The following is a 19,227-nucleotide window of genomic DNA, read 5'->3' on the forward strand; positions in this document are numbered from 1 at the left end:
GCCGTCAGCCGGTGGGCCGCCGCTTGGGCGGGAACACGCAGAACTCGTTGCCCTCGGGGTCGGTCAGCACGTCCCACTCCCGGCCGCCGCCGCGCCGCCGCAGCAGCTTCGCTCCCAGGGCCACCATCTCGTCGGTGTTGCCGTAGACGTCGAGGTGCAACCGGTTCTTGACCGTCTTGGGTTCGGGCACCGGGTTGATCCACAGCACCGGCCCGTGGCCGGTCGGGTCGTACAACGGCACCGGCCACTCGTCCGGACGGCTCTCCCGGCCCGCCGGGGACTCCCGCCGCAGGTAGCCCAGCGCGCGGCACCACCAGTCGGCGAGCGCCTGGTGATCCAGCGCGTCCAGGGTCACGGCCTTGAAGCGAGCGGGCATGCACGCAGGGTACCGATCACCAGGAACCCCCGCATTCCGCCACTCAGCCGGTGAACGCCCGCGCGGGCAGCCCGTGCGGCTGGGCCTCTGCCAGCAGCTCCTCCGCTCCGCCGTCCACCCGCACCGAGAGCAGGAAGCGGTGGTCGTCACCCACACGGCGGGGCTCGAAGGCGACGTGCGCGAAGCCGGCGTCCGGCCCGCTGGCCGCGGCCAGCCGGTTCAGCTCCCGTTCCACCCGCTCCCACGCCTCCCCGGGAACGTACTGCCGCATCACCGAATGCCACACGACGGTCAGGGTGCCCGGCAGCAGCCGTACGCCGGCCAGGAACGCGTCCGCGTTCTGCCGCGCCACCGGGGCAGGCACCTCGGTCGCCCGCCGCAGCGCTCCCTCCAGCCGCGCCCTGCGCGCCGTCTGGTCCGGCCACAGGTACGCGCGCAGCACCAGCGCGCCGGCCGGGGACAGCGGATCGACCGGGTCCCGGTCGCAGCCGTACCGCTCGACCACGCGCAGCTCGGGCGTCCGGGCGACGGCGTCCGTCAGCCATTCCGGGACCGGCGGCTCCCAGCCGTCGCGAAGCTCGACGGGCGAGCCCTCGGGGCCCCACGCGAGGCCCGGCGCGGTCAGCCGGAAACCGTCCGCGAGCAGGTTGAGACCGGCGCTCGAACCGACCTCGAACAGGCGCACCGGCATCGGCCGCCGGGCTGCGGCGTGCAGCGCACCGGCCAGCAGCACGTTGGACCGGCCCACCTCGTTGGTCTGCGGCGGCCGCCCCATCCAGTCCCGCACGTGCGGCAGGCGCCCCGCCACCGCGGCGCGGAACGCCGCCCACAGCTCCGCCTCCCGCGCCGGATCGAACGTGCCGCCCGCGCTCGGGTAGTGGGCCGCGAGCGCCGGTGCGCGGCCGGTGAGCACCAGCGCGTGCACGCCCCCGAGCAGCCGCAGGGCGACCGCGTCCGGACCCGGCGCCTCCTCGTGCCCGGCCAGTGCCTCGGCGCACACTCCGCCGTCCCGCACGTCCCCGGCGACCCGGCGCAGCACCGCCGCGTAGAGCGGCGAGCCGAGTTCGCCGCAGGCCGCGGCCTGGAACTCGATCATGCGGACGAGGTGGGAGGACGCCATGAGCCGATGTTCACCCGTGCGGCGCGGTCCACGCAACGGCCCCCGGGGCCGCGAGGCGGTCAAGTGCCGCACCGCGGTGGCACCATGAACACATGACGGCACTGAGGCTGGTACGGGGCGACCTCACCGAGCAGCATGTGGACGCGGTGGTCAACGCCGCCAACTCCTCCCTGCTGGGCGGCGGGGGAGTGGACGGCGCGATCCACCGCGCGGGCGGGCCGGACATCCTCGCCGAGTGCCGCGAGCTCCGTGCCTCTCGCTACGGCGGCGGGCTGCCCACCGGACGGGCCGTGGCCACCACCGCGGGCCGCCTCCCCGCCCGCTGGGTCGTCCACACCGTCGGGCCGGTGCACAGCCGCAGCGAGGACCGCTCCGCGCAGCTGGCGTCCTGCTACCGCGAGTCGCTGCGCGTCGCCCGCGAACTCGGGGCCCGCACGGTCGCCTTCCCCGCCGTGTCGACCGGCGTCTACCGCTGGCCGGCCGACGACGCCGCACGCATCGCGGTGGCCACGGTCCGGGAGACCGTCGCCGCCGCACCGGACGCGTTCGCGGAGATCCGCTTCGTCGTCCTCGACGCCCCCGCCGAACAGGCCTTCCACGGCCTGCTCTGACTCCGCCGGCCGCACCGGGATGCGGGACCCCGCCCGGTCAGCCGAGCGGGTCGATCATCTCCACGGCCCGCAGCGCCGCCCCCAGCGCCGGTGCGTCGCCCACGTCCAGCGCGGTGTCGGCGAACTTCACGGCATGCTCGTCGCCGTGCTCGGCGGCCCGGGCGAACACCTCCTCGGGGCCCACGCCGTCCACCTCCCGTGCTCGGGCCGGTACCTCCGGGGTGTAGGCCGCGGTGACGGCCGCGGCCGCCGCCCATGCCGCCCGCAGGCTCGGCTCCCACAGCTGCGGAGCCAGCGCCGGGAGGGTGCGCAGCACGGCGTTGGGCGCGGTCGCCGCGTGCACCAGCATCACCGGAGACCCGTGCGCGTGGGTGCCGTACCGGTGGGTGGCGGCGCGCACCAGCTCGACCAGCCGCTCCCGTGCCGCCTCCGGCCCCGGCCCGCCGGGCCCCGTCCCACCGGGCCCCGTCCCACCGGGCCAGGCGGGCAGCTCGCCGAGCCGCGCCAGGCGGTCCCGGATGCCCCCCTCCTGCCGCACCGGCCGTACGGCGTCCAGCGCGGCCGGTGCGCCGTCCGGAGCCCGCACCGGACGCAGATCCTCCGGCAGCACGGCGTGCCGCGCCGCCCAGTAGCCCAGCGCATGGGCGAATTCGGCACGGCGCGGCGCGGTCTCCCCGTCGTGCAGGAGGGTGCGCACGGCGTGGCCCACCCGGATCACCGGGTGGGTGGCGGCGCCGCTGATGCCGGGCAGCAGCCTCGGCCACCACAGGCCGAGGACCTCGCGCCACGGCTGCTCGGCGGTCTCCCGCAGGAAGAAGTCCGTCCAGTCCGCCAGCCGCCGGTGGTCGCCGAGTGCCTCCCGCCACCCCGCGGCGCTGACCCGCTCGTACGGCCGCGGCGCCTCGTCCAGCCGGCCGCGGTAGCGGTCCAGCCAGGTGTGCACCGCGTCCGCCCGGCCGTGCCGGGCCAGGGCCTCCACGGCCATCGGCGCGTGGTTGGTCAGCCAGCCCTCGAACTCCGGGCCCGTGGCGTGCAGCCGGTCCAGCGCCTCGTCCAGTACTCCGCTGTCGTTCCCCATACGGCGACGCTAGGGGTGGGCCGTCCCGCCGCGACACGGCCGCCGGACGGAACGTTCCGGCCCGCCGGTCCTACGTCCGTCCCGCGCCCCTCCGGGCGTCCGTCCTACGACTGCGGGCCCACCAGGGCCCGAGGGGCGCTCAGGGCTGCTTGAGGTCGAACGGGTCGTGCTCGGAGAGGATCTTGTCGATGCGGGCCTGGTCGACCCGGTGGGTGACCTCCTGCGACTCCTGTCTGTCGCGCACGCACTTGGCGAGCGTGAAGGTCGAACTCACCAGGAACACCAGGCCGAGCGCCAGGAATCCGCGCTGCCAGGAGTCCACCGGCAGCCAGGCGATGCCGACTGCGACGCTGACCAGCGCCAGGGCGAAGGAGAGCGCGGCCTGCACGAAGAACGCGGCGGTCATGGGCCGCTGAACGGGTGTCGTCATGCTCCGATCGTGCGCCGCCGCCCGGCCGGGCGCATGAGTACGGCTACTCATCCCGGCCGTGCGGCGGCCCCGGTCACCAGCGTCGGTCCCGCGGGGAGGCGGGACCGGCCGCGCCGGGCGGCTCAGCGGTAGAGCAGGTACCGGCGGCGGGTGCGTTCGAAGTCCCGGACCTCGCCGCGCCAGGCGTCCACGCACTCCTCCAGGTCCGCGCCCGCGTCGATCATCTCGCGCAGCCGCGGCGAGCCGGAGAGCTTGTCGATCCAGAACGGACGCTCCGGGTCCCAGGAGTCCTCGCGCCAGGCGAACTCGGGGTAGCGGTGCGCCTCGATCAGCATGGCGACCGCGGTGGGGACGGGCCGGAACCGCTTCGGATCGGTCACGAAGACCTGCACGCCCGCGCAGTTCTCCCCGGTGTGCTTGCTGAAGGTGGGCTTGAAGTACGCCTCGCGGAACCGTACGCCGGGGAGGTCCAGGGCGTTGAGGCGGTCGCTCCAGTGGTAGTCCAGGTACGGCGCGCCCACCAGCTCGAACGGCCGTGTGGTGCCGCGGCCCTCGGAGATGTTCGTGCCCTCGAAGTAGCCGGTGCCCGCGTAGACGACCGCGGTGTCCTCGGTCGGCATGTTGGGGGACGGCGGCACGAACGGCAGGGGGCTGTCCGACTGCGTGGAGTACGGGTCCCAGCCGCGGCACTCCACGACCTCCAGCTCGACCCGGCCGCCGTCGCCCTCCTGGGGCAGCAGTTCGCCGTTGAAGTAGCGGGCCAGCTCGCCGACGGTCATGCCGTGCTGCTGGATGATCTCCTTCAGGCCGACGCCGGAGGTGTAGTCCGCCGTCATCAGCGGGCCGTCGGCCCAGCGTCCGATCGGGTTGGGCCGGTCCAGGACGACGAAGCGCGCGCCGATGTCGCGGGCCGCCGCCATCGCCTTGTACATGGTCCAGATGTAGGTGTAGAAGCGGACGCCGACGTCCTGGATGTCGAAGACGATCGTGTCGGCGCCGGAGGTGGTGAACAGCTCGCGCATCTTGGCGGTGTCGGCGCCGTAGGCGTCGTACACCGTCAGGCCGGTGCGCGGGTCGATGAAGGTGTCCTCCGACTCGCCGGCCTGCGCGCTGCCCCGGAAGCCGTGCTCGGGGCCGAAGACGCCGACGATGTTCAGCTCGTCGCGGGCGGCCATGGAGTCGACGATGTGGCCGGCGTCGCTCAGTACCCCGGTGGGGTTGCTGATCACGCCGACCTTGCGGCCCCGGAGCATGGACCACCGCTGGGCGGCGGCACGGTCCGCGCCGGTGGTGAGCCGGCGGTGCCGGTGGTGGCCTGCCGCGGCGGCAGGGGACGCCGCGGAGGCGGTCAGGGGTGCGGTGAGCGCGGCGGCTGTGCCACCGGCGAGGAGGGAACGGCGGGTAGGCATGGCCGGAAGCTATCCATGCCGGTCAACCGGGACAAGGGTCCACGCAGTACGCCAGTGGTCTACAACTCTGACGCCGCCGTGGCGCGCCGGTGCGACGCGGCGGGCCCCCCACCGGCACCGCCCCTCCCCGGGACGGGGAGGGACGGCGCCGGTCGGGGACGCGCGTCAGACGAGCCGGCCCAGGAAGTGGACGACGCCGGCGAGCAGGCTGGTGATCACGTTCATGGTGGTGCGTTCTCCTCGGTACTGCGGTCGATGGGACAGCTCCCCCGGGACGACTCCCCTCGGGAACCTCGGGGGAGGCGCGCGCACGGTCTGCAGCCCGTCGCTCGCGCATCGTCAGCATCCGACGTCACGCCCGTCCCGCGCGCCCCGTTCGCCCCACCCTCACGCGGACGTGTGGGCCGTCGTGCATCTGTACGGATTTCGACTTGCCCGTGGGTCCGGGCGGAGGGGGAGGATGGCGGTATGAGCGACGACGCCTTCCGTACTCACGTCCTCGAGATCACCACCGGCTCGGGCGAGTCCGTCACGGACCTGACCTTGGAATGCGAGGCGTTTCTCGAGCGGGCGGCCAGCGGCCGGGACGGCCTGCTCAACGTCTTCGTCCCGCACGCCACGGCGGGCGTTGCCGTCCTGGAGACCGGCGCCGGCAGCGACACGGACCTCCTCGCCGTGCTGCGCGACCTGCTGCCCGCCGACGACCGGTGGCGGCACCGGCACGGCAGCCTGGGCCACGGCCGTGACCACGTCCTCCCCGCACTGGTGGCCCCGCACGCCACCCTGCCCGTCATCGACGGCCAACTCGCCCTGGGCACCTGGCAGTCCGTCTGCCTGGTGGACACCAACCGCGACAACCCGGACCGGAAGGTCAGGCTGAGTTTCCTGGGGTGAACCCGCCACCCGTCCTGCCGTTGCGCCTGGCGGGGCCGGTCAGGTGGCCGGTGTCAGCCGCGCGCAGCGGCGGCAGGCGCGGGCCGAGGGCGCCACCACGGCGTGCGTCACGGCGGCGAGCGCGGCGGCGACCGGTGCCGTCCAGCTCGCCGCGAGGACGAGAGAGGCGGTCAGCAGCAGCGCGGCTGCGGCCATGGCCCCGCTCGCCGCCGTCCCCGTCCAGCCCACGGCCTGCGGCAGTCGCTCGGGGACGGGCAGCCGCCGCGCGAGGAAGCCGGTGAGCGCGAGGACGGCCACCGCGCACAGCGCCGCGACGCCGGCGACCTCGGCGAGCCGGAGCGCCGCGAGACGGAAGCCGTCGGAGAGGCTGAGACCCTGCCCGGCTCCGGCCTGTGTTCCGCCCGCCGCGTACCAGCAGACCGGCAGCAGCGGGGCGGTCGACGCCAGGGCGCGTGCGGTGTGGCGCGCCTGGGCCACCGTCAGTTCCCGCTGGCAGACCGGCCGCAGCTCCCGCGGGCTGCCGAACTCCCGCACCGCCCGCCGGAAGCCCTCCGTCCGGTCCGTGTCGCCCGCTTCCGTGTGCGCGTCGACCGTCTCCGCCAGGCCGTCACGGATCTCGGCGAGCAGGCGCCTTTTCGCGCGCACCGGCCCGTGCAGGCCGTCCGCGAGCTCCGTCACGAACGCTTCCACGTGGTCGGTCGGCGGTGCCTCGTGGGTCGTCATGTCGCCCTCCGCGGCGACCCGCCGGGGGCCAGGACGGAGCCGATCACCTCGGTGAACTCCCGCCAGGCCTGCCGTTCGCCCGCCAGGCCGGCGCGTCCGGCGTCGGTCAGCTCGTACCGTCGCCGCCTGCGCTCGCCCGTCGCCTCCCAGTTGCTGGTCAGCAGGCCGAGCCGCTCCAGCCGGTTGAGCGCCGGATAGACGGTGCCCGTCCGCAGGTCGAGCGCGCCCCCGCTGCGGCGCTGCACGGCGGTGATGATCGCGTAGCCGTGCAGCGGCCCGGGTTCGAGCACGGCCAGCAGCATTCCGTCCAGGTGCCCGCGCACCGCGTCCGTCTTCATGGGTAGGCAGCCTACACACTGCATAGGTCGGTGTGCTACCTATTGGCTGTCTACTCATTCTGGTCTGCTGTCAACGCCTCGGAGAGTCGTGCGATGACGAAACTGCTGCTGTCCGTCCACGTGCTCGCGGCGATCCTGGTGCTCGGGCCCATCGCCGTGGCCGCCTCACTCTTCCCGCGCCACGCCCGTGCGGCCGCGTCCGGCGGCCCGGCAGCGGCCTCCGCCGCTCTGCTGCACCGGATCTGCCGCGCCTACACCGTGGTCGGCGTCGCCGTCCCGGTGTTCGGCATCGCCACCGGCGCCCAGCTCGGCGTCCTCGGCGATCCGTGGCTGGTCGCCTCGCTCGTCCTGACCGCCCTGGCCGCGGCGCTGCTCATCGCCGCCATCCTGCCCGGCCAGCGGGAGATGCTGGAGCCGCTGCCGGACGGTGCACAGGAACCCTCGGAACACGAGGACCGCGCCCGCGCCTCCCGGTCGCAGGCGGCCCGACTCGGCATGCTCACCGGCGTGTTCAACCTGCTGTGGGCCGTCGTCGTGGTGCTCATGATCGTCCGGCCGGGCTCCACCACCGGAGCCTGAGCCCGCGGCCCCGCCCGCGGCACCCCACGGACCGACACGCGGGCGAGCAGCGCGCATTTCGGGGTGCTCTGCTCCCCGGCAGGCCGGCGGCGGTAGATTCGGCGCGCACAGGTGCGGCCGGCCCGGCCGCACCGACGACGGTCTGCGAGGGACGAGATGACTCGAGCGGCCTTCCCGGCCCGCTTCCGTGACGCCGGCGCCGCGGCCGAGGCCGCGCGCTGGGTGCTGCACGCGCACCGTGTCAGCGCCTGGGACCACGGCCTGTTCCACAAGGTCGCGGCCCGGCACTGGCCCGGCGGCGACCGGGTGCTGCCCAGGCTGAGCAAGGCCGCCAACCACGGCGGCCTGTGGTTCGCCGTCGCCGCCGGCATCGCCGCCACCCGCCATCCCGCCGCCCGGCGGACCGCCCTGCGCGGCATCGCCTCGCTCGCCGTCGCCTCCGCCACGGTGAACACCCTGGGCAAGCGCGCGGTACGCCGGGCACGGCCGATCCTCGACAACGTGCCGGTGGTGCGGCAGCTGCACACCCAGCCCGTCACCACCTCCTTCCCCTCCGGCCACTCCGCCTCGGCGGCCGCGTTCACCACCGGACTGGCACTGGAGAACCCCCGGTGGGGAGCAGCCGTCGCGCCGCTCGCCGCCGCTGTCGCGTTCTCCCGCGTCTACACCGGCGTGCACTACCCCAGCGACGTCCTGGCCGGTGCCGCGATCGGCGTCGGAGCCGCCTTCGCGGTCCGCGGACTCGCGCCCACCCGCTCCCAGCTGCCCACCCCCGCACGCCCGTTGTCCGACGCGCCCGCCCTGCGCGGCGGCAAGGGCCTCGTCCTGGTCGCCAACGCCTCCTCCGGGCAGCGCACCGCCGAGCCCGCCGACGGGGCGGACGACACCCCCGCCGAGGAGCCCGCCGGGCTGGCCGTCGTCCGCGCCCTGCTGCCGGACGCCGAGATCGTGCTCTGCGACCCGCGGTCGGACGACGTCGCCGCGGCCTTCGACGAAGGGGCCGCACGGGCGGCGGAGACCGGCGGCGCACTCGGCGTCCTGGGTGGCGACGGCACCATCAACTGCGCCGCGCAAGCCGCGGTGCGCCACGGTCTGCCGCTGGCCGTCCTGCCCGGTGGCACGCGCAACCACTTCGCCTACGACCTCGGCATCGAGACCGCGGAGGACGCGTGCCGCGCGGTGGTCGCGGGCGACGCGGTCGCGGTCGACCTCGCCCGCTTCACGCCCGGCCCGGGGCGGTCCGACGGCCACCCCGGCTACTTCCTCAACACCTTCAGCCTCGGCTCCTACCCGGAACTGGTCCGCATGCGGGAACGCTGGGCGCCCCGCATCGGCGCCTGGCCCGCCGGCGTCCTCGCCGCGATGCGGGTGCTGCACACCGCCGGCCCCGTCGAGGCGGGACTCGGCGGAAGGCAGCGGCCCATGTGGCAGCTGTTCGTCGGCAACTGCACCTACCGCGGGCTGGGCGTCGCCCCCGTGCGGCGCCACGACCTCGCGGACGGCCTGCTGGACGTGCGGGTGGTGCCCGGCGGGCGCTGGTCCCGCAGCCGCCTGCTCGCCGCCGCGCTCACCAGCGTCGTGGGCCGTTCCCCGGTGCACAGCACCGCCCGCCTCCGCCGGCTACGGATCAGCGACATACCGGACGGCACGCACCTCGCCTTCGACGGCGAGGTCGCCCGGGCGCCGCGCGAACTGCTGATCGACAAGCAGCACGAGGCGCTCACCGTCTACCGCCCGCTGGACCACGGCACCTACTACTGACCGCCTGAGCGCGTGGGGCGGCCGTGGCACGCCCCCGGGTGCGCCACCGCCGCCGCGAACAGGCGTCCCCCGCGCCCCGGAGCGCGCCTCGGCGTGAAGTCCGTCACCGACCCCGTCCGCAATTTGGTTGACCGAGGCAGAGGATGCTTTCCTCTTGTCGTATCCATATGCAGACAAGCGGGTCAGAGCTGGACCCGGAGGGAGGGCACGGACGGGCGTGGCGAAGGACGACGTGACCGTGGCGGAGCAGGCCGGCGACCGTTCCCCGCGGGGCGCCCGACGACGTGCCGCCCGGCCCTACCGCCACCTCGTGGCCCCCGACCCCGGCCGCATGCGGCTCCGTGCCGCCTCCCGCGCCGTCCTCGGCATCGGCGCGGCCGTCGCCGCCCCCGCGGCCGCCGGTCTCTCCCTGGAGGCCTGCGTCATCGCAGGCCTGGCCGCCCTCCTCGCGCTCTTCACCGTGACCGACCCGACCGTGCGCCGTCAGGCCGTCACCGTCGCGCTGCTGCCGGCCGTCGGCGTCCCCGTCCTCACCCTCGCACTCGCCCTCCGGGACGCACCCCTCCTCCGCGACGCCGCCTTCCTCGCCGTCGCGTTCGCCGGCGCCTACGCCCGCCGCTGGGGCACGCGCGGGCACGCACTGGGCGTCTTCGGGTTCATGATGTTCTTCGCCGCCCAGTTCCTCACCACCGGCCTGTCCGGAGCACCGGGGCTGCACGCCGCCCTGCTGCTGGCGGTGCTCGTGGTCTGCGCGGTCCGCTTCGGCCTCTGGTGCTACGAGCGCCGCAACCCGCCGCCCGCCGTGCCCGCGCCGCCCGGCGGGCGCGGACTGGCCCGCCCGGCCACCCGCCTCGCCGTGCAGACCGCCGCCGCCTGTGCGTTCGCCCTCGCCGCCGGGCAACTGCTCTCCCAGGAGCGCTGGTACTGGGCCGTCGGCGCCGCGTGGTGGATCTTCGTCAACACCGCGTCCCGCGGAGAGACCCTGGTCCGCGGCTTCCGCCGGGTGCTCGGCACCCTCGTCGGTATCGTGGCCGGCCTCTGGGTCGCGGTGCCCGTCGACGGCGGACCGGTGGCCACCGGCCTGCTGCTGTCGGTCTGCGTCTTCGGGATCTTCTACACCGCCGCGGTGTCCTACAGCTGGATGATGTTCTTCGTGACCGTCCTGGTCGGCCTGCTGTACGGCATGCTGGGCGCGCTCCACCCCGGGCTGCTCCAGCTCCGCCTGATCGAGACCGCCGTCGGCGCGCTCGGCGCCGGCCTCGCGGTCGCGTTCGTGCTGCCCGTCACCACCCACGCCGCCACCCACGGCTGGATCCGGCGCGCCGTCCACTGCGTCCACGCCTGCGCACGCGAGTCGGCGCTGCGGCTCGCCGGTGACGAGAGCGCGGACCCGGCGCGGCGCATCGCGGAGCTCGAAATGCTCCTCGACCGGGTGCGCACCTCGCTGGCGCCCCTGGTGCACCTGCTCAGCCCGCTGCGGGCTCGCCGCGCCCGCGCCCGGGAGGTGCTCGCCCTCCTCGACGACTGCGCCCGGCAGGCCCACGGGCTCGCCCGGGTGGCCGCCGACCCCGACGCCTCGCACGACGCGCGCCTCGCCGACGCCTGCCGCCGCGTCGAGGAGGCCGTGCACCGGCTCACCGGGCCCGCCCGGGACGCGTGCGCCGACGCCGACGGGACGGTCACCGGGCAGGACACCCCGTGCCGCCACCCCGGAGCCGACCGCGCGCTCGGCCACCTGCACGGCCTGGAGACGGCGCTGGTCGAGCTCGCCGTCCCCGTGCACGCCCCGCCCCGCGCACCGCTCACCACCGCCGCCTGACACGCTCCCCGGGCGACACGGCGCGCTGCGTCCCGCGACCCCGATCCCGATCCCGGGCCATGATCGGCTGCTACGGTCGCTCCCGGACGGCAGACCCGGCAGCCCCAGGGCGGAAGGCGGATCCGTGAGCACCGACCAGAGCAGCGGCACGCAGCGGCACGGCGACGGGTACGCCCCCGCAGGACGGGCGTACCTGGGGTCGTTCACCTCCGAGGGCGGACGCGGCATCACCACCGCCCGCGTCGACCCCGACGACGGCTCCCTGCGGGCGCTGCACCACACCGGCGACGCGGTCCCCGACCCCTCCTACCTGGTGGTCGGAGACGGGGTGCTGCACAGTGTGTGCGAGCAGGAGGACGGCGCCGTGACCGCCCTCTCGCTGGCCGACCCCGACCGCCCCTCCCCGCTGGGAGCCCCCGTGCCGGTGGACGGCGCCGGCCCCACGCACCTCACCCGCGCCGGACGACTGCTGTGCACCGCCAACTACGGCTCCGGCAGCGTCAGCGTCCTCGGGACGGCGGCAAACGGTACGCCCCTCGGACCGGCGAAGGTCCACCGCCACGAGGGCAGCGGCCCGGTCACGGACCGGCAGCAGGGCCCGCACGCCCACGAGGTCGTCGTGGACCCGTCGGGCCGCTACCTGCTCGCCGTGGACCTCGGCACCGACTCCGTCTGGGTCTCCGCGCTGGAGGACGACGACCTGCGCCCCCTCCACCAGGTCGCCCTGCGGCCGGGCACCGGCCCCCGGCACCTGACGTTCGGCCCGGACGGCACCCGGGCGTACGTCGTCGGCGAACTGCTGCCCACGCTCACGGTGTGCTCCTGGGACGCGGAGAAGGGGCGCCTGGAGCCGCTCGGCGAGACCCGGGTGGTGCCCGACGAGACCGGAGGAGAGACCTACCCCTCCGAGGTCGTCCTCCGCGGCGACGGCCGCCTCGCCTGGGTCGCGGTGCGCGGTGCCGACAGCATCGCCGTCCTCACCCTGGACGGGAACGGCGAGGAGGCGGAGCTGGCCGCGACGATGCCGTGCGGCGGCCACTGGCCCCGCGACCTCGCTCTCCACCCCTCCGGGCAGTGGCTCTACGCCGCCAACGAACGCTCCGGAGACGTCACCTGGTTCGACATCGACGCCCCGACGGGCATGCCGCGCCCCGCCGGCTCCCTCGCCGTCCCTGCGGCCTCCTGCATCGCCTTCGGGCCCTGACCGCGACGGCCTGCCCGCCGCAGACCCCGGCGAGGTCGCGCCGAAGGGCGCCGTTGGGTTCCGTGACAAGGTGACGCCCGCCTCAGGCCGGCTACCGTCCGTGCGCCCCGCCGCTGCGAGTGTGCGGTCCGCGCGGTCCCGGCCGCGCACGCAGCACGCCGAGGTGTTCCGTCTCGGGGAACGGGCGGCTGGGAGAGTCCGGGAAGAGCCCGGGCCCCGGACGGCTCCGGGAGGCCCGCACCGCCTCCGTCCGGCCCCGGAACGGAGCTTCCCTGCGTCGGCGAGTCGCCGGATACGACCCCGGACAGCCCGTCGCCGCCGTGCGGTGCCGCATCGCCGAGTCTCTTCCGGGCGGGTGGCGGGCTGTCAGGCGCCGCGCACCCCGGGGCGATGCGCCGCGCCCCCGGCGGCGGCGGTGGTGGTGGCACCGCCCCGCCCGGGGGCGCGGGTGAGGTCGTCGGCGGGGGCCGGCCAAGGACCGGTCAGCGGACGGGCATGCCCGGTGCCGGCTGCTGCGGAAGCCCGAGCTTCGCGCCGTACGTCGCGGCGACCAGCTTGCCCAGCGCCGGGTACGGCCCCAGCGGCTCCGCGGCGGCGCAGCCGGCCTCGTCCGTGGCGGCCTGGAGCAGCCCGGCCGGGATCTCCGGGCCGATCAGGCACGGCGCGACGGCGAGGTGCTGGGAGCCCGAGTCGCGCAGCTGCTGCGCGGCACGCGCGATCGCGCCCTCCTCGTCCAGCCCGGCGGCCAGCACCGGAACCGCCAGGCGGGCGGCCAGCAGCATGCCGGTGATGCCCGCGGCCTGGACGGCCTCCTCGCCGCCGAGGCTGGCGATGATGATGCCGTCCGCCGCCGTGGCCACCGTGAACAACCGGGCACGGTCCGCGCGGGCGAGCCCCGCCTCGGAAAGCTTCACGTGCACGGCCTCGGCCAGCAGCGGGTGCGGGCCCAGCACGTCGGTGAGCTCCGCGCCGGAACCGCTGTTCAGCACCGCCTGCCGTATCTGCCGCATGTGGGCGGCGTCCGGACCCGCCAGCAGCGGCACCACGACGGCCGGGAGCGCGTCGGAGACCTGCGCGTCACCGGGTGCGGTGCCTGTTGGGCCCTCCGCGCCGCCCTCGTGCGCCAGGGCGGGCGACGGTGCGGCCGCACGGTCGCCCGCGGCACGGGCCAGCACCTCGGCCAGGCCGGGGAACTCCTCGCTGCTGCCCTCCACGTATCCGATCCGCGCGTCCAGGCCGGGCAGCTCGGAGCGGGCGATGCTCACGATCTCCTCGGCGAGGCCACGCGTCGCAGAGGTCGGCTCCCCGGGCACGGCCAGCACCAGCGCCGGCGCGTTCTCCGGGGCGACCACGGGCTCCGGCCGGCGGTGCCGACCGGACTGGCGGGGACGCGGCATTCGTACGGGCAGGCCGTTGTCCGGCCCTGTGGGGGAGCTCATGCGCCCGCATGTTAATGCCTTGAAGGACCCTACTGTTCGAGCGGGGGTGAACGGTGACGAATGTCCCATTCGCACCGCGCGTCGCGCGGGCACGACTGTGCGATCCCGTCAGGCCCCGCTGAGCGGCGTGTGCACGGTGAGCAGCCGCTCGTCCACCGGCAGGCCCGGGGCGCCCGCCGCGCGCCGCGCGGCGAGCACCAGGGCTCCGTCCAGCGGATCGCCGGCGGCCGGGACCGTGCGGGCGTGCGGCAGCCGGACGGCCAGCTCCCGGCGCAGCGGCTCCAGCAGCACCTCGCCCATCCGGAACAGCCCGCCGGTCAGGGCCACCCGTGGTGCCTCCACGCCCGGGCCGGAGGGCGACGGGCCTTCCGGCGCGGGGCACACCGCGGCCGCGGACCGGGCGATCTCCCGTGCCGCGTCCGCCAGCACGGCGCGGGCCGTAGCGTCCCCGTTCCCGCCGGCCGGGTCGGCGGCGGCCGCGACCTGCGGTGCGAAGGAGGCGAGCAGCGCGGGCCGGTCGGTGCGGGGGTAGAGCAGGCCGGGCAGTCCGGCGGCGGGGCCGAACGTCTCCTCCGCGCGCCGCAGCAGCGCCGGGGAGCCGCCTTCCCGGCCGTCGTGGGCGCGCAGCGCGGCGTCCAGGCCCGCGCGGCCGATCCAGGCGCCGCCGCCGCAGTCGCCCAGCAGATGCCCCCAGCCGTCGGCCCGCCGCCAGGTGTGCAGGTCGGTGCCCAGGGCGATCATCCCGGTGCCGGCCGCGACGACAGCGCCGGGTGCGACACCCAGCGCCCCCGCGTACGCGGTGACGGCGTCGGCGGCGAGGAGCAGGCTCCGCGCGCCGAGAGCGCGGGCGAACTCCTCCGGCAGCAGAGCGCGCAGCTCCGTACCCAGGGTGGCCATGCCGGCCGCGCCGACGCACACCGCGGTCAGGCTGCCGTCCCGCCCGCCGACGCGGGCGAGGAGGGCCCGGGCCACCGGCACCACCTGCGCGGCGAGGTGCCGCGCGTCGATGCCCTCGGGACCGGTACGCACCGGCTCGCGGCACTCCTCGCGCACGGCGTCCGCGAACCCGCGGGCGACAGAGGTGACCCCGGCGGCGGGCGCCAGGGCGACGCGCAGCCCCGAGCCGCCGGAGTCGACGCCCAGCACCCAGCCGGCGCCGCCCGCGGTCACGGCAGGCGCCAGTCGACCGGCTGTGCGCCCTGCTGCGCCAGCAGGTCGTTGACGCGGCTGAACGGGCGGGAGCCGAAGAAGCCGCGATCGGCGGACATGGGCGAGGGGTGCGCGGACTCCACCGCGGGCACGCCCTTCAGCAGCGGCCGCAGGTTGCGCGCGTCCCGCCCCCAGAGCACCGCCACCAGCGGAGTGCCCCGTTCCGCCAGGGCACGGATGGCCTGCTCGGTGACTTCCTCCCAGCCCTTGCCGCGGTGCGCGGCGGGCCGGCGCGGGGCCGTGGTGAGCGCCCTGTTGAGGAGCAGCACGCCCTGCCGGGTCCAGGGAGTCAGGTCGCCGTTCGACGGGCGCGGCACTCCGAGGTCGTCGCCCATCTCGCGGAAGATGTTCTCCAGGCTGCCCGGCAGCGGGCGCACCTCGGGCGCGACGGAGAAGCTGAGGCCCACCGCGTGCCCCGGCGTGGGGTAAGGGTCCTGGCCGACGACGAGCACGCGCACCTCGTCGAACGGCTGCTGGAAGGCGCGCAGCACGTTCGCCCCGGACGGGAGGTAGGTTCTCCCCGCGGCGATCTCCGCCCGCAGGAAGTCGCCCATGGCGGCGACCCGTTCGGTCACCGGCTCCAGCGCCTTGGCCCAGCCTTGTTCGACGATCTCGTTCAACGGTCGTGCAGCCACGGGCGGTCACTCTACCGACTCGCCGCACCACCTCCCGACTCCCTCGACTCCGGCAGGGGTTGAGGTGCCTCAGCCGATCACCGCGGCCCGGACGCAGAGCACGTCCGGCAGATGGCGGGCGAGGCGGCGCCAGCTGTCACCCTCGTCGGCGCTGCCGTACACCTCGCCGTTGCGGTTGCCGAAGTAGACGCCCGCCGGGTCGGCGTCGTCGGCGCACATCGCGTCGCGCAGCACCGGCCCGTAGTGCGCCTGCTCCGGAAGACCGGCCTCCGGCGCCTCCCAGGTCGCCCCCGCGTCCCGGGTGCGGTGCACCCGGCAAAGCCGGTCGGCGGGCACCCGGTCGGAGTCGGCGTTGAGCGGGAAGACGTACGCCGTGCCCCCGCGGCGCGGATGCGCCACGACGGGGAAGCCGAAGTCGGAGGGCAGCGAGTCGCCGATCGACGTCCAGGTGCCGCCGCCGTCCTCGCTGCGGTAGACGCCCCAGTGGTTCTGGAGGTAGAGCCGGTCCGGGTGCTCGGCGTCGCGGGCGACCTTGTGCACGCACTGGCCGTACTCCGGGAAGCGCTGCGACTCGGGCAGGAACGTCGCCTGCACGCCCCGGTTGCACGGCTCCCAGCTCTGCCCGCCGTCCGCGGTGCGGTAGGCGCCTCCGGTGGAGACGGCGACCGTGACGCGGCGGGAGTCGCGCGGGTCGACGAGGACGGTGTGCAGGCCGAGCCCGCCACCGCCCGGCACCCAGTCCTTCCGGGTGGGGTGGTCCCACAGCGCGCGGACCAGCGCGAAGCTGCGGCCGCCGTCCTCGGAGCGGAACAGCGCGCCCGGCTCGGTGCCCGCGTAGACCACCTCCGGCTCGTCGAGACCGCCGGGCTGGAGCTGCCAGACCCGCTCCAGCGACGTGCCGGTGTCCTCCGGGAAGCGGACGGCGGGCCGCTCAGGCTCCTGCCAGGAGGCCCCGAGGTCGTCGGAGCGGAAGACGGACGGGCCCCAGTGCGCGCTGTCGCCGCCCACCAGCAGCCGGGGCGCGCCGCCGGGGCGGGTGTCGATCGCGACCGAGTAGACCGCCTGCGCGTTGAAGTGCGGGCCGTCGAACTCCCAGCCGTCCTGGGCGCGTCGTCCGGCGTCCCGGCGGGCCAGGAACAGGCCCTTGCGGGTACCTACCGCGAGCAGTACTTCCGTCATGCCTGGCCACCGCCTCGTGGGATGTCGCCCCGCGCCCGGTGCGCGGGGACGGTCGGGCCCGCGCCGCGCCGTGCCCGTCCCGGACGAAGGCACGCCGGGCGCGTACGGGAAGCAGTCTGCCCCAGCGCACTGACAACGGCCCGCTCGCACACGCCGCCGTCCCCGGCTGCCCGCAGGTCAGCCCTGCGCCGGCAGCGTGGCCGGCGGCAGAGGGGGAGGCCCGGCGGCGGTGGCGGGAGCGGTCTCGGCGGGCGGTACGCCGAGCTCCCAGTCCAGCCCGTACCGGTCGAAGAGCTCGGCGCGCAGCCGTGCCAGCGGCATCGGGGCGCCGGGCAGCAGGACCGCCACCACCGCCCCCATCAGGAGGGCGCGCAGCATCGGGTAGTCGGTGTCCGGGTCCTCGGACCCGTAGCGCACCATCGCCGTGCGGAGCAGCGCGGCGAGACGGCGCTGCTCGTCGCACTTGACGAAGCCCTCCTGCTGGAGGATCCCGGCCATGTGCGCCCGCATCAGCACCGGCCGGTCGCGGGCGAGCCCGAGGACCGCGTCGATCGCGCGGGCCAGCACCTCGCGGCCGGCGTCCGGGCCCTGCGGCACGGGCGGCCTGTCCAGGGCCTCGGCGAGCGTCAGGTGCATCAGCCGGTGCACCGCCGACTGGAACAGCTGCCGCTTGCCGGGGAAGTAGTAGGAGATCAGCCCCCGTGCGGAACCGGCCCGGTCGGCGATGTCGCCGAGCGTCGTGGCCTCGTATCCGCGCTCGCCCACCAGCTCCACGGTCGCCTGCAAAAGCCGCTCCCGGGAGCGTCGGCGCAACTCTTCATTGACCGATGCGCTCCGAGGGGACATCCTGTAACTCCTGCGTTGACTGGCTCAGAGCCAATATACTCAGCCGTACTCCGGGACCGGCCCCCTGCGGGGCAGCCGACGGCCCGGTACGACCGCCGATACCGGGGCGACGCGGGGGATCGTCCCGGTATCGGCTCTCGTCCCCTGGCGGGGGACGGGGCCGCCGACCCCCTCAGGCCGGCCCCAGCAGGTCGAGCAGCGGCCGCAGACCGTGCGGTCGCTGCTCGACCGGCAGATGGTCCACGGGGTGGTAGGCGCATCCCACGGCCGTCGCGCCCCCGTCGGCGCGCCGGTCGTCGCCCACCATGAGCACCTCCTCCGGTTCCAGTCTCAGCGCCGCGCACGCGGTACGGAAGAGCCGAGGGTCGGGCTTCTGCACGCCGTGCTCGAACGAGAGCACGTACTCCTGGACGAAGCCGTCCAGCGCGTGGCCGCGGAACACCGGACGCAGGTCCCAGCCGATGTTGCTCACCACCGCCACCGGGACTGCGCGGTCGCGGAGCGCGCCCAGGACCTCGAAGGCGTCCGGGTAGGGCTCCCAGGCCTCCGGTGTCATGTGCCGGTCGTACAGGGCGTCGTACAGGTCCTCCCTGGGCAGCGGCACCTGCCGGGCCAGCCCGGTGTACGCCGCCCGGTGCTGCTCCGCGCTGCAGTCGCGCTCCCACCACAGCCGGTCCAGGTGGGGCGGTACGGCCCGCGGCGGCGCACCGCCCGGCAGAGCGCCCGCCCGTTCGAGCCGCGCCGCGTACCCTGCGGCCTCCGCCCGGGGCAGCTCCACGCCCGACCCGGCCAGTACGGCGGCCAGCCACCTGACCGCGGGCTCGACGCGCAGCAGGGTTCCGGAGAAGTCGAACAGCACACCGCGAACCGTCATGCGGCGATCTTCCCCGCGGTCCGCAGCGCCTGCCAACTCCCGGCCGCCAACGCCGCCATGGCCAGGCCCAGGGCGACGCCGGACACGACGTCGGTCAGCCAGTGCACCCCCAGGAAGACGCGGGTGAGGGACACGCCCGCCACGGAGACCGCCGCCACCGCCGTCACGGTCCAGCACAGGGCGGGCCGGTGCAGCCGGGTCCAGGCCACCCAGGTGAGCAGGCCGCAGGCGAGGGCCGCCGTCATGGCGTGTCCGGAGGGCATCGCGGCGAAGTGGGCCGCGTCCACGGGGTTCTCCCACTGCGGGCGCTCGCGCCCGACGAGGGCCTTGAGGCTCTGCTGGACGAGGACGCCGAGCAGCATGGTGACGGCGAGGAGGAAGGCCAGGGCACGCGCTCCGCGCCACCAGAGCACCACGAACGCCAACGCGACCAGCACCCGCATGGTGACCGTGTCCCACACCCAGTCCGTGAGCACCCGCGCGGTGCCGGTCCAGCCGGGGTGGGAGAGCGCGGCGTCGTGCAGCGTGCGGGAGACACCGTCGTCCAGGTCGATCAGCGGCGGCCACCCGGCGACGACCAGCAGAATCAGGGCGATCCCCAGGCCGCCGCACACCGAGGCCCACACCCACGGCGCCGCCCGCCGCGGCGACGGCGCTCCGGCGGGGGGAGGGGAGGACGGAAGACGTGACGCAGCGGACATGG

Annotated in this window: 20 protein-coding genes; 6 read left to right on the forward strand and 14 right to left on the reverse strand. The window is 75.6% G+C overall.

Annotated elements, in window-relative coordinates; translation table 11 throughout:
- Positions 1-4: 4 nt before the first annotated feature.
- Positions 5-376: a VOC family protein gene (locus RM572_RS20625; RefSeq protein WP_311674852.1), complete on the reverse strand. Its 372-nt coding sequence runs from the start codon at positions 374-376 to the stop codon at positions 5-7.
- A gap of 43 nt (positions 377-419) precedes the next feature.
- Positions 420-1,496: a DUF2332 domain-containing protein gene (locus RM572_RS20630; RefSeq protein ID WP_311674853.1), complete on the reverse strand. Its 1,077-nt coding sequence runs from the start codon at positions 1,494-1,496 to the stop codon at positions 420-422.
- Between the two features lie 92 nt (positions 1,497-1,588).
- Here RM572_RS20630 and RM572_RS20635 point away from each other — a divergent pair, with 92 nt between their 5' ends.
- A complete protein-coding gene (locus tag RM572_RS20635; protein ID WP_311674854.1) occupies positions 1,589-2,107 on the forward strand; it encodes an O-acetyl-ADP-ribose deacetylase in 519 nt (172 codons plus the stop codon).
- A gap of 37 nt (positions 2,108-2,144) precedes the next feature.
- Here RM572_RS20635 and RM572_RS20640 read toward each other — a convergent pair whose 3' ends face one another.
- The 3 genes from RM572_RS20640 to RM572_RS20650 all read right to left on the reverse strand — a co-directional run bounded on the left by RM572_RS20640 (position 2,145) and on the right by RM572_RS20650 (position 5,024).
- The gene (locus RM572_RS20640; protein WP_311674855.1) at positions 2,145-3,185 is read right to left on the reverse strand and encodes a questin oxidase family protein; all 1,041 of its coding nucleotides are present in this window, start codon (positions 3,183-3,185) and stop codon (positions 2,145-2,147) included.
- 139 nt (positions 3,186-3,324) lie between these two features.
- Positions 3,325-3,615, reverse strand: a complete 291-nt coding sequence (locus RM572_RS20645; protein ID WP_027764647.1) for a YiaA/YiaB family inner membrane protein — start codon at positions 3,613-3,615, stop codon at positions 3,325-3,327.
- 122 nt (positions 3,616-3,737) lie between these two features.
- Positions 3,738-5,024 carry an exo-beta-N-acetylmuramidase NamZ family protein gene (locus RM572_RS20650; RefSeq protein WP_311674856.1) on the reverse strand — a complete coding sequence of 429 codons (1,287 nt, stop codon included), beginning with the start codon at positions 5,022-5,024 and terminating at the stop codon, positions 3,738-3,740.
- 468 nt (positions 5,025-5,492) lie between these two features.
- Between RM572_RS20650 and RM572_RS20655 the strand changes: the two genes are divergently transcribed.
- Complete coding sequence (locus tag RM572_RS20655) at positions 5,493-5,918, forward strand: secondary thiamine-phosphate synthase enzyme YjbQ (protein ID WP_311674857.1); 426 nt, start codon at positions 5,493-5,495, stop codon at positions 5,916-5,918.
- 39 nt (positions 5,919-5,957) lie between these two features.
- On the opposite strand, the gene RM572_RS20660 is transcribed toward RM572_RS20655, so the two are convergent.
- Together RM572_RS20660 and RM572_RS20665 are read right to left on the reverse strand one after the other, a co-directional pair.
- Entirely contained in the window at positions 5,958-6,641 is a 684-nt protein-coding gene (locus RM572_RS20660; protein WP_311674858.1) for a permease prefix domain 1-containing protein, read from the reverse strand.
- Positions 6,638-6,979, reverse strand: coding sequence for a PadR family transcriptional regulator (locus tag RM572_RS20665; protein ID WP_311674859.1), 342 nt, complete (start codon positions 6,977-6,979; stop codon positions 6,638-6,640). Before RM572_RS20665 ends, RM572_RS20660 begins: the two co-directional genes overlap by 4 nt.
- 93 nt (positions 6,980-7,072) lie before the next feature.
- Here RM572_RS20665 and RM572_RS20670 point away from each other — a divergent pair, with 93 nt between their 5' ends.
- The 4 genes from RM572_RS20670 (at position 7,073) to RM572_RS20685 (ending at position 12,342) form a co-directional block, all read left to right on the forward strand.
- The gene (locus RM572_RS20670; RefSeq protein WP_311674860.1) at positions 7,073-7,558 is read left to right on the forward strand and encodes a DUF2269 family protein; all 486 of its coding nucleotides are present in this window, start codon (positions 7,073-7,075) and stop codon (positions 7,556-7,558) included.
- Between the two features lie 156 nt (positions 7,559-7,714).
- The gene (locus tag RM572_RS20675) at positions 7,715-9,319 is read left to right on the forward strand and encodes a bifunctional phosphatase PAP2/diacylglycerol kinase family protein (RefSeq protein ID WP_311674861.1); all 1,605 of its coding nucleotides are present in this window, start codon (positions 7,715-7,717) and stop codon (positions 9,317-9,319) included.
- Between the two features lie 331 nt (positions 9,320-9,650).
- Positions 9,651-11,138 carry an FUSC family protein gene (locus RM572_RS20680; protein WP_311674936.1) on the forward strand — a complete coding sequence of 496 codons (1,488 nt, stop codon included), beginning with the start codon at positions 9,651-9,653 and terminating at the stop codon, positions 11,136-11,138.
- 124 nt (positions 11,139-11,262) lie between these two features.
- Positions 11,263-12,342 (forward strand): lactonase family protein, encoded by a 1,080-nt coding sequence (locus RM572_RS20685; RefSeq protein WP_311674862.1) that lies wholly within the window; start codon positions 11,263-11,265, stop codon positions 12,340-12,342.
- Positions 12,343-12,824: 482 nt separating this feature from the next.
- On the opposite strand, the gene RM572_RS20690 is transcribed toward RM572_RS20685, so the two are convergent.
- The 7 genes from RM572_RS20690 to RM572_RS20720 form a co-directional block, all read right to left on the reverse strand.
- On the reverse strand, positions 12,825-13,781 hold the full coding sequence (locus RM572_RS20690) for a sirohydrochlorin chelatase (RefSeq protein WP_311674863.1): 957 nt from the start codon (positions 13,779-13,781) through the stop codon (positions 12,825-12,827).
- Positions 13,782-13,889: 108 nt separating this feature from the next.
- Positions 13,890-14,951, reverse strand: coding sequence for an N-acetylglucosamine kinase (locus RM572_RS20695; protein WP_311674864.1), 1,062 nt, complete (start codon positions 14,949-14,951; stop codon positions 13,890-13,892).
- Positions 14,948-15,625 carry a uracil-DNA glycosylase gene (locus RM572_RS20700; protein WP_311674865.1) on the reverse strand — a complete coding sequence of 226 codons (678 nt, stop codon included), beginning with the start codon at positions 15,623-15,625 and terminating at the stop codon, positions 14,948-14,950. Before RM572_RS20700 ends, RM572_RS20695 begins: the two co-directional genes overlap by 4 nt.
- Before the next feature lie 69 nt (positions 15,626-15,694).
- The gene (locus RM572_RS20705; protein WP_311674866.1) at positions 15,695-16,804 is read right to left on the reverse strand and encodes a WD40/YVTN/BNR-like repeat-containing protein; all 1,110 of its coding nucleotides are present in this window, start codon (positions 16,802-16,804) and stop codon (positions 15,695-15,697) included.
- Positions 16,805-16,981: 177 nt separating this feature from the next.
- Positions 16,982-17,650 (reverse strand): TetR/AcrR family transcriptional regulator, encoded by a 669-nt coding sequence (locus RM572_RS20710; RefSeq protein ID WP_311674867.1) that lies wholly within the window; start codon positions 17,648-17,650, stop codon positions 16,982-16,984.
- A 172-nt stretch (positions 17,651-17,822) separates the two neighbouring features.
- Positions 17,823-18,524, reverse strand: coding sequence for an HAD family hydrolase (locus RM572_RS20715; protein WP_311674868.1), 702 nt, complete (start codon positions 18,522-18,524; stop codon positions 17,823-17,825).
- Entirely contained in the window at positions 18,521-19,225 is a 705-nt protein-coding gene (locus RM572_RS20720; protein ID WP_311674869.1) for a phosphatase PAP2 family protein, read from the reverse strand. The genes RM572_RS20715 and RM572_RS20720 overlap by 4 nt, the downstream gene beginning before the upstream one ends.
- Positions 19,226-19,227: the final 2 nt, after the last annotated feature.

The organism is Streptomyces hazeniae (assembly GCF_031845485.1).
Classification (GTDB): domain Bacteria; phylum Actinomycetota; class Actinomycetes; order Streptomycetales; family Streptomycetaceae; genus Streptomyces; species Streptomyces hazeniae.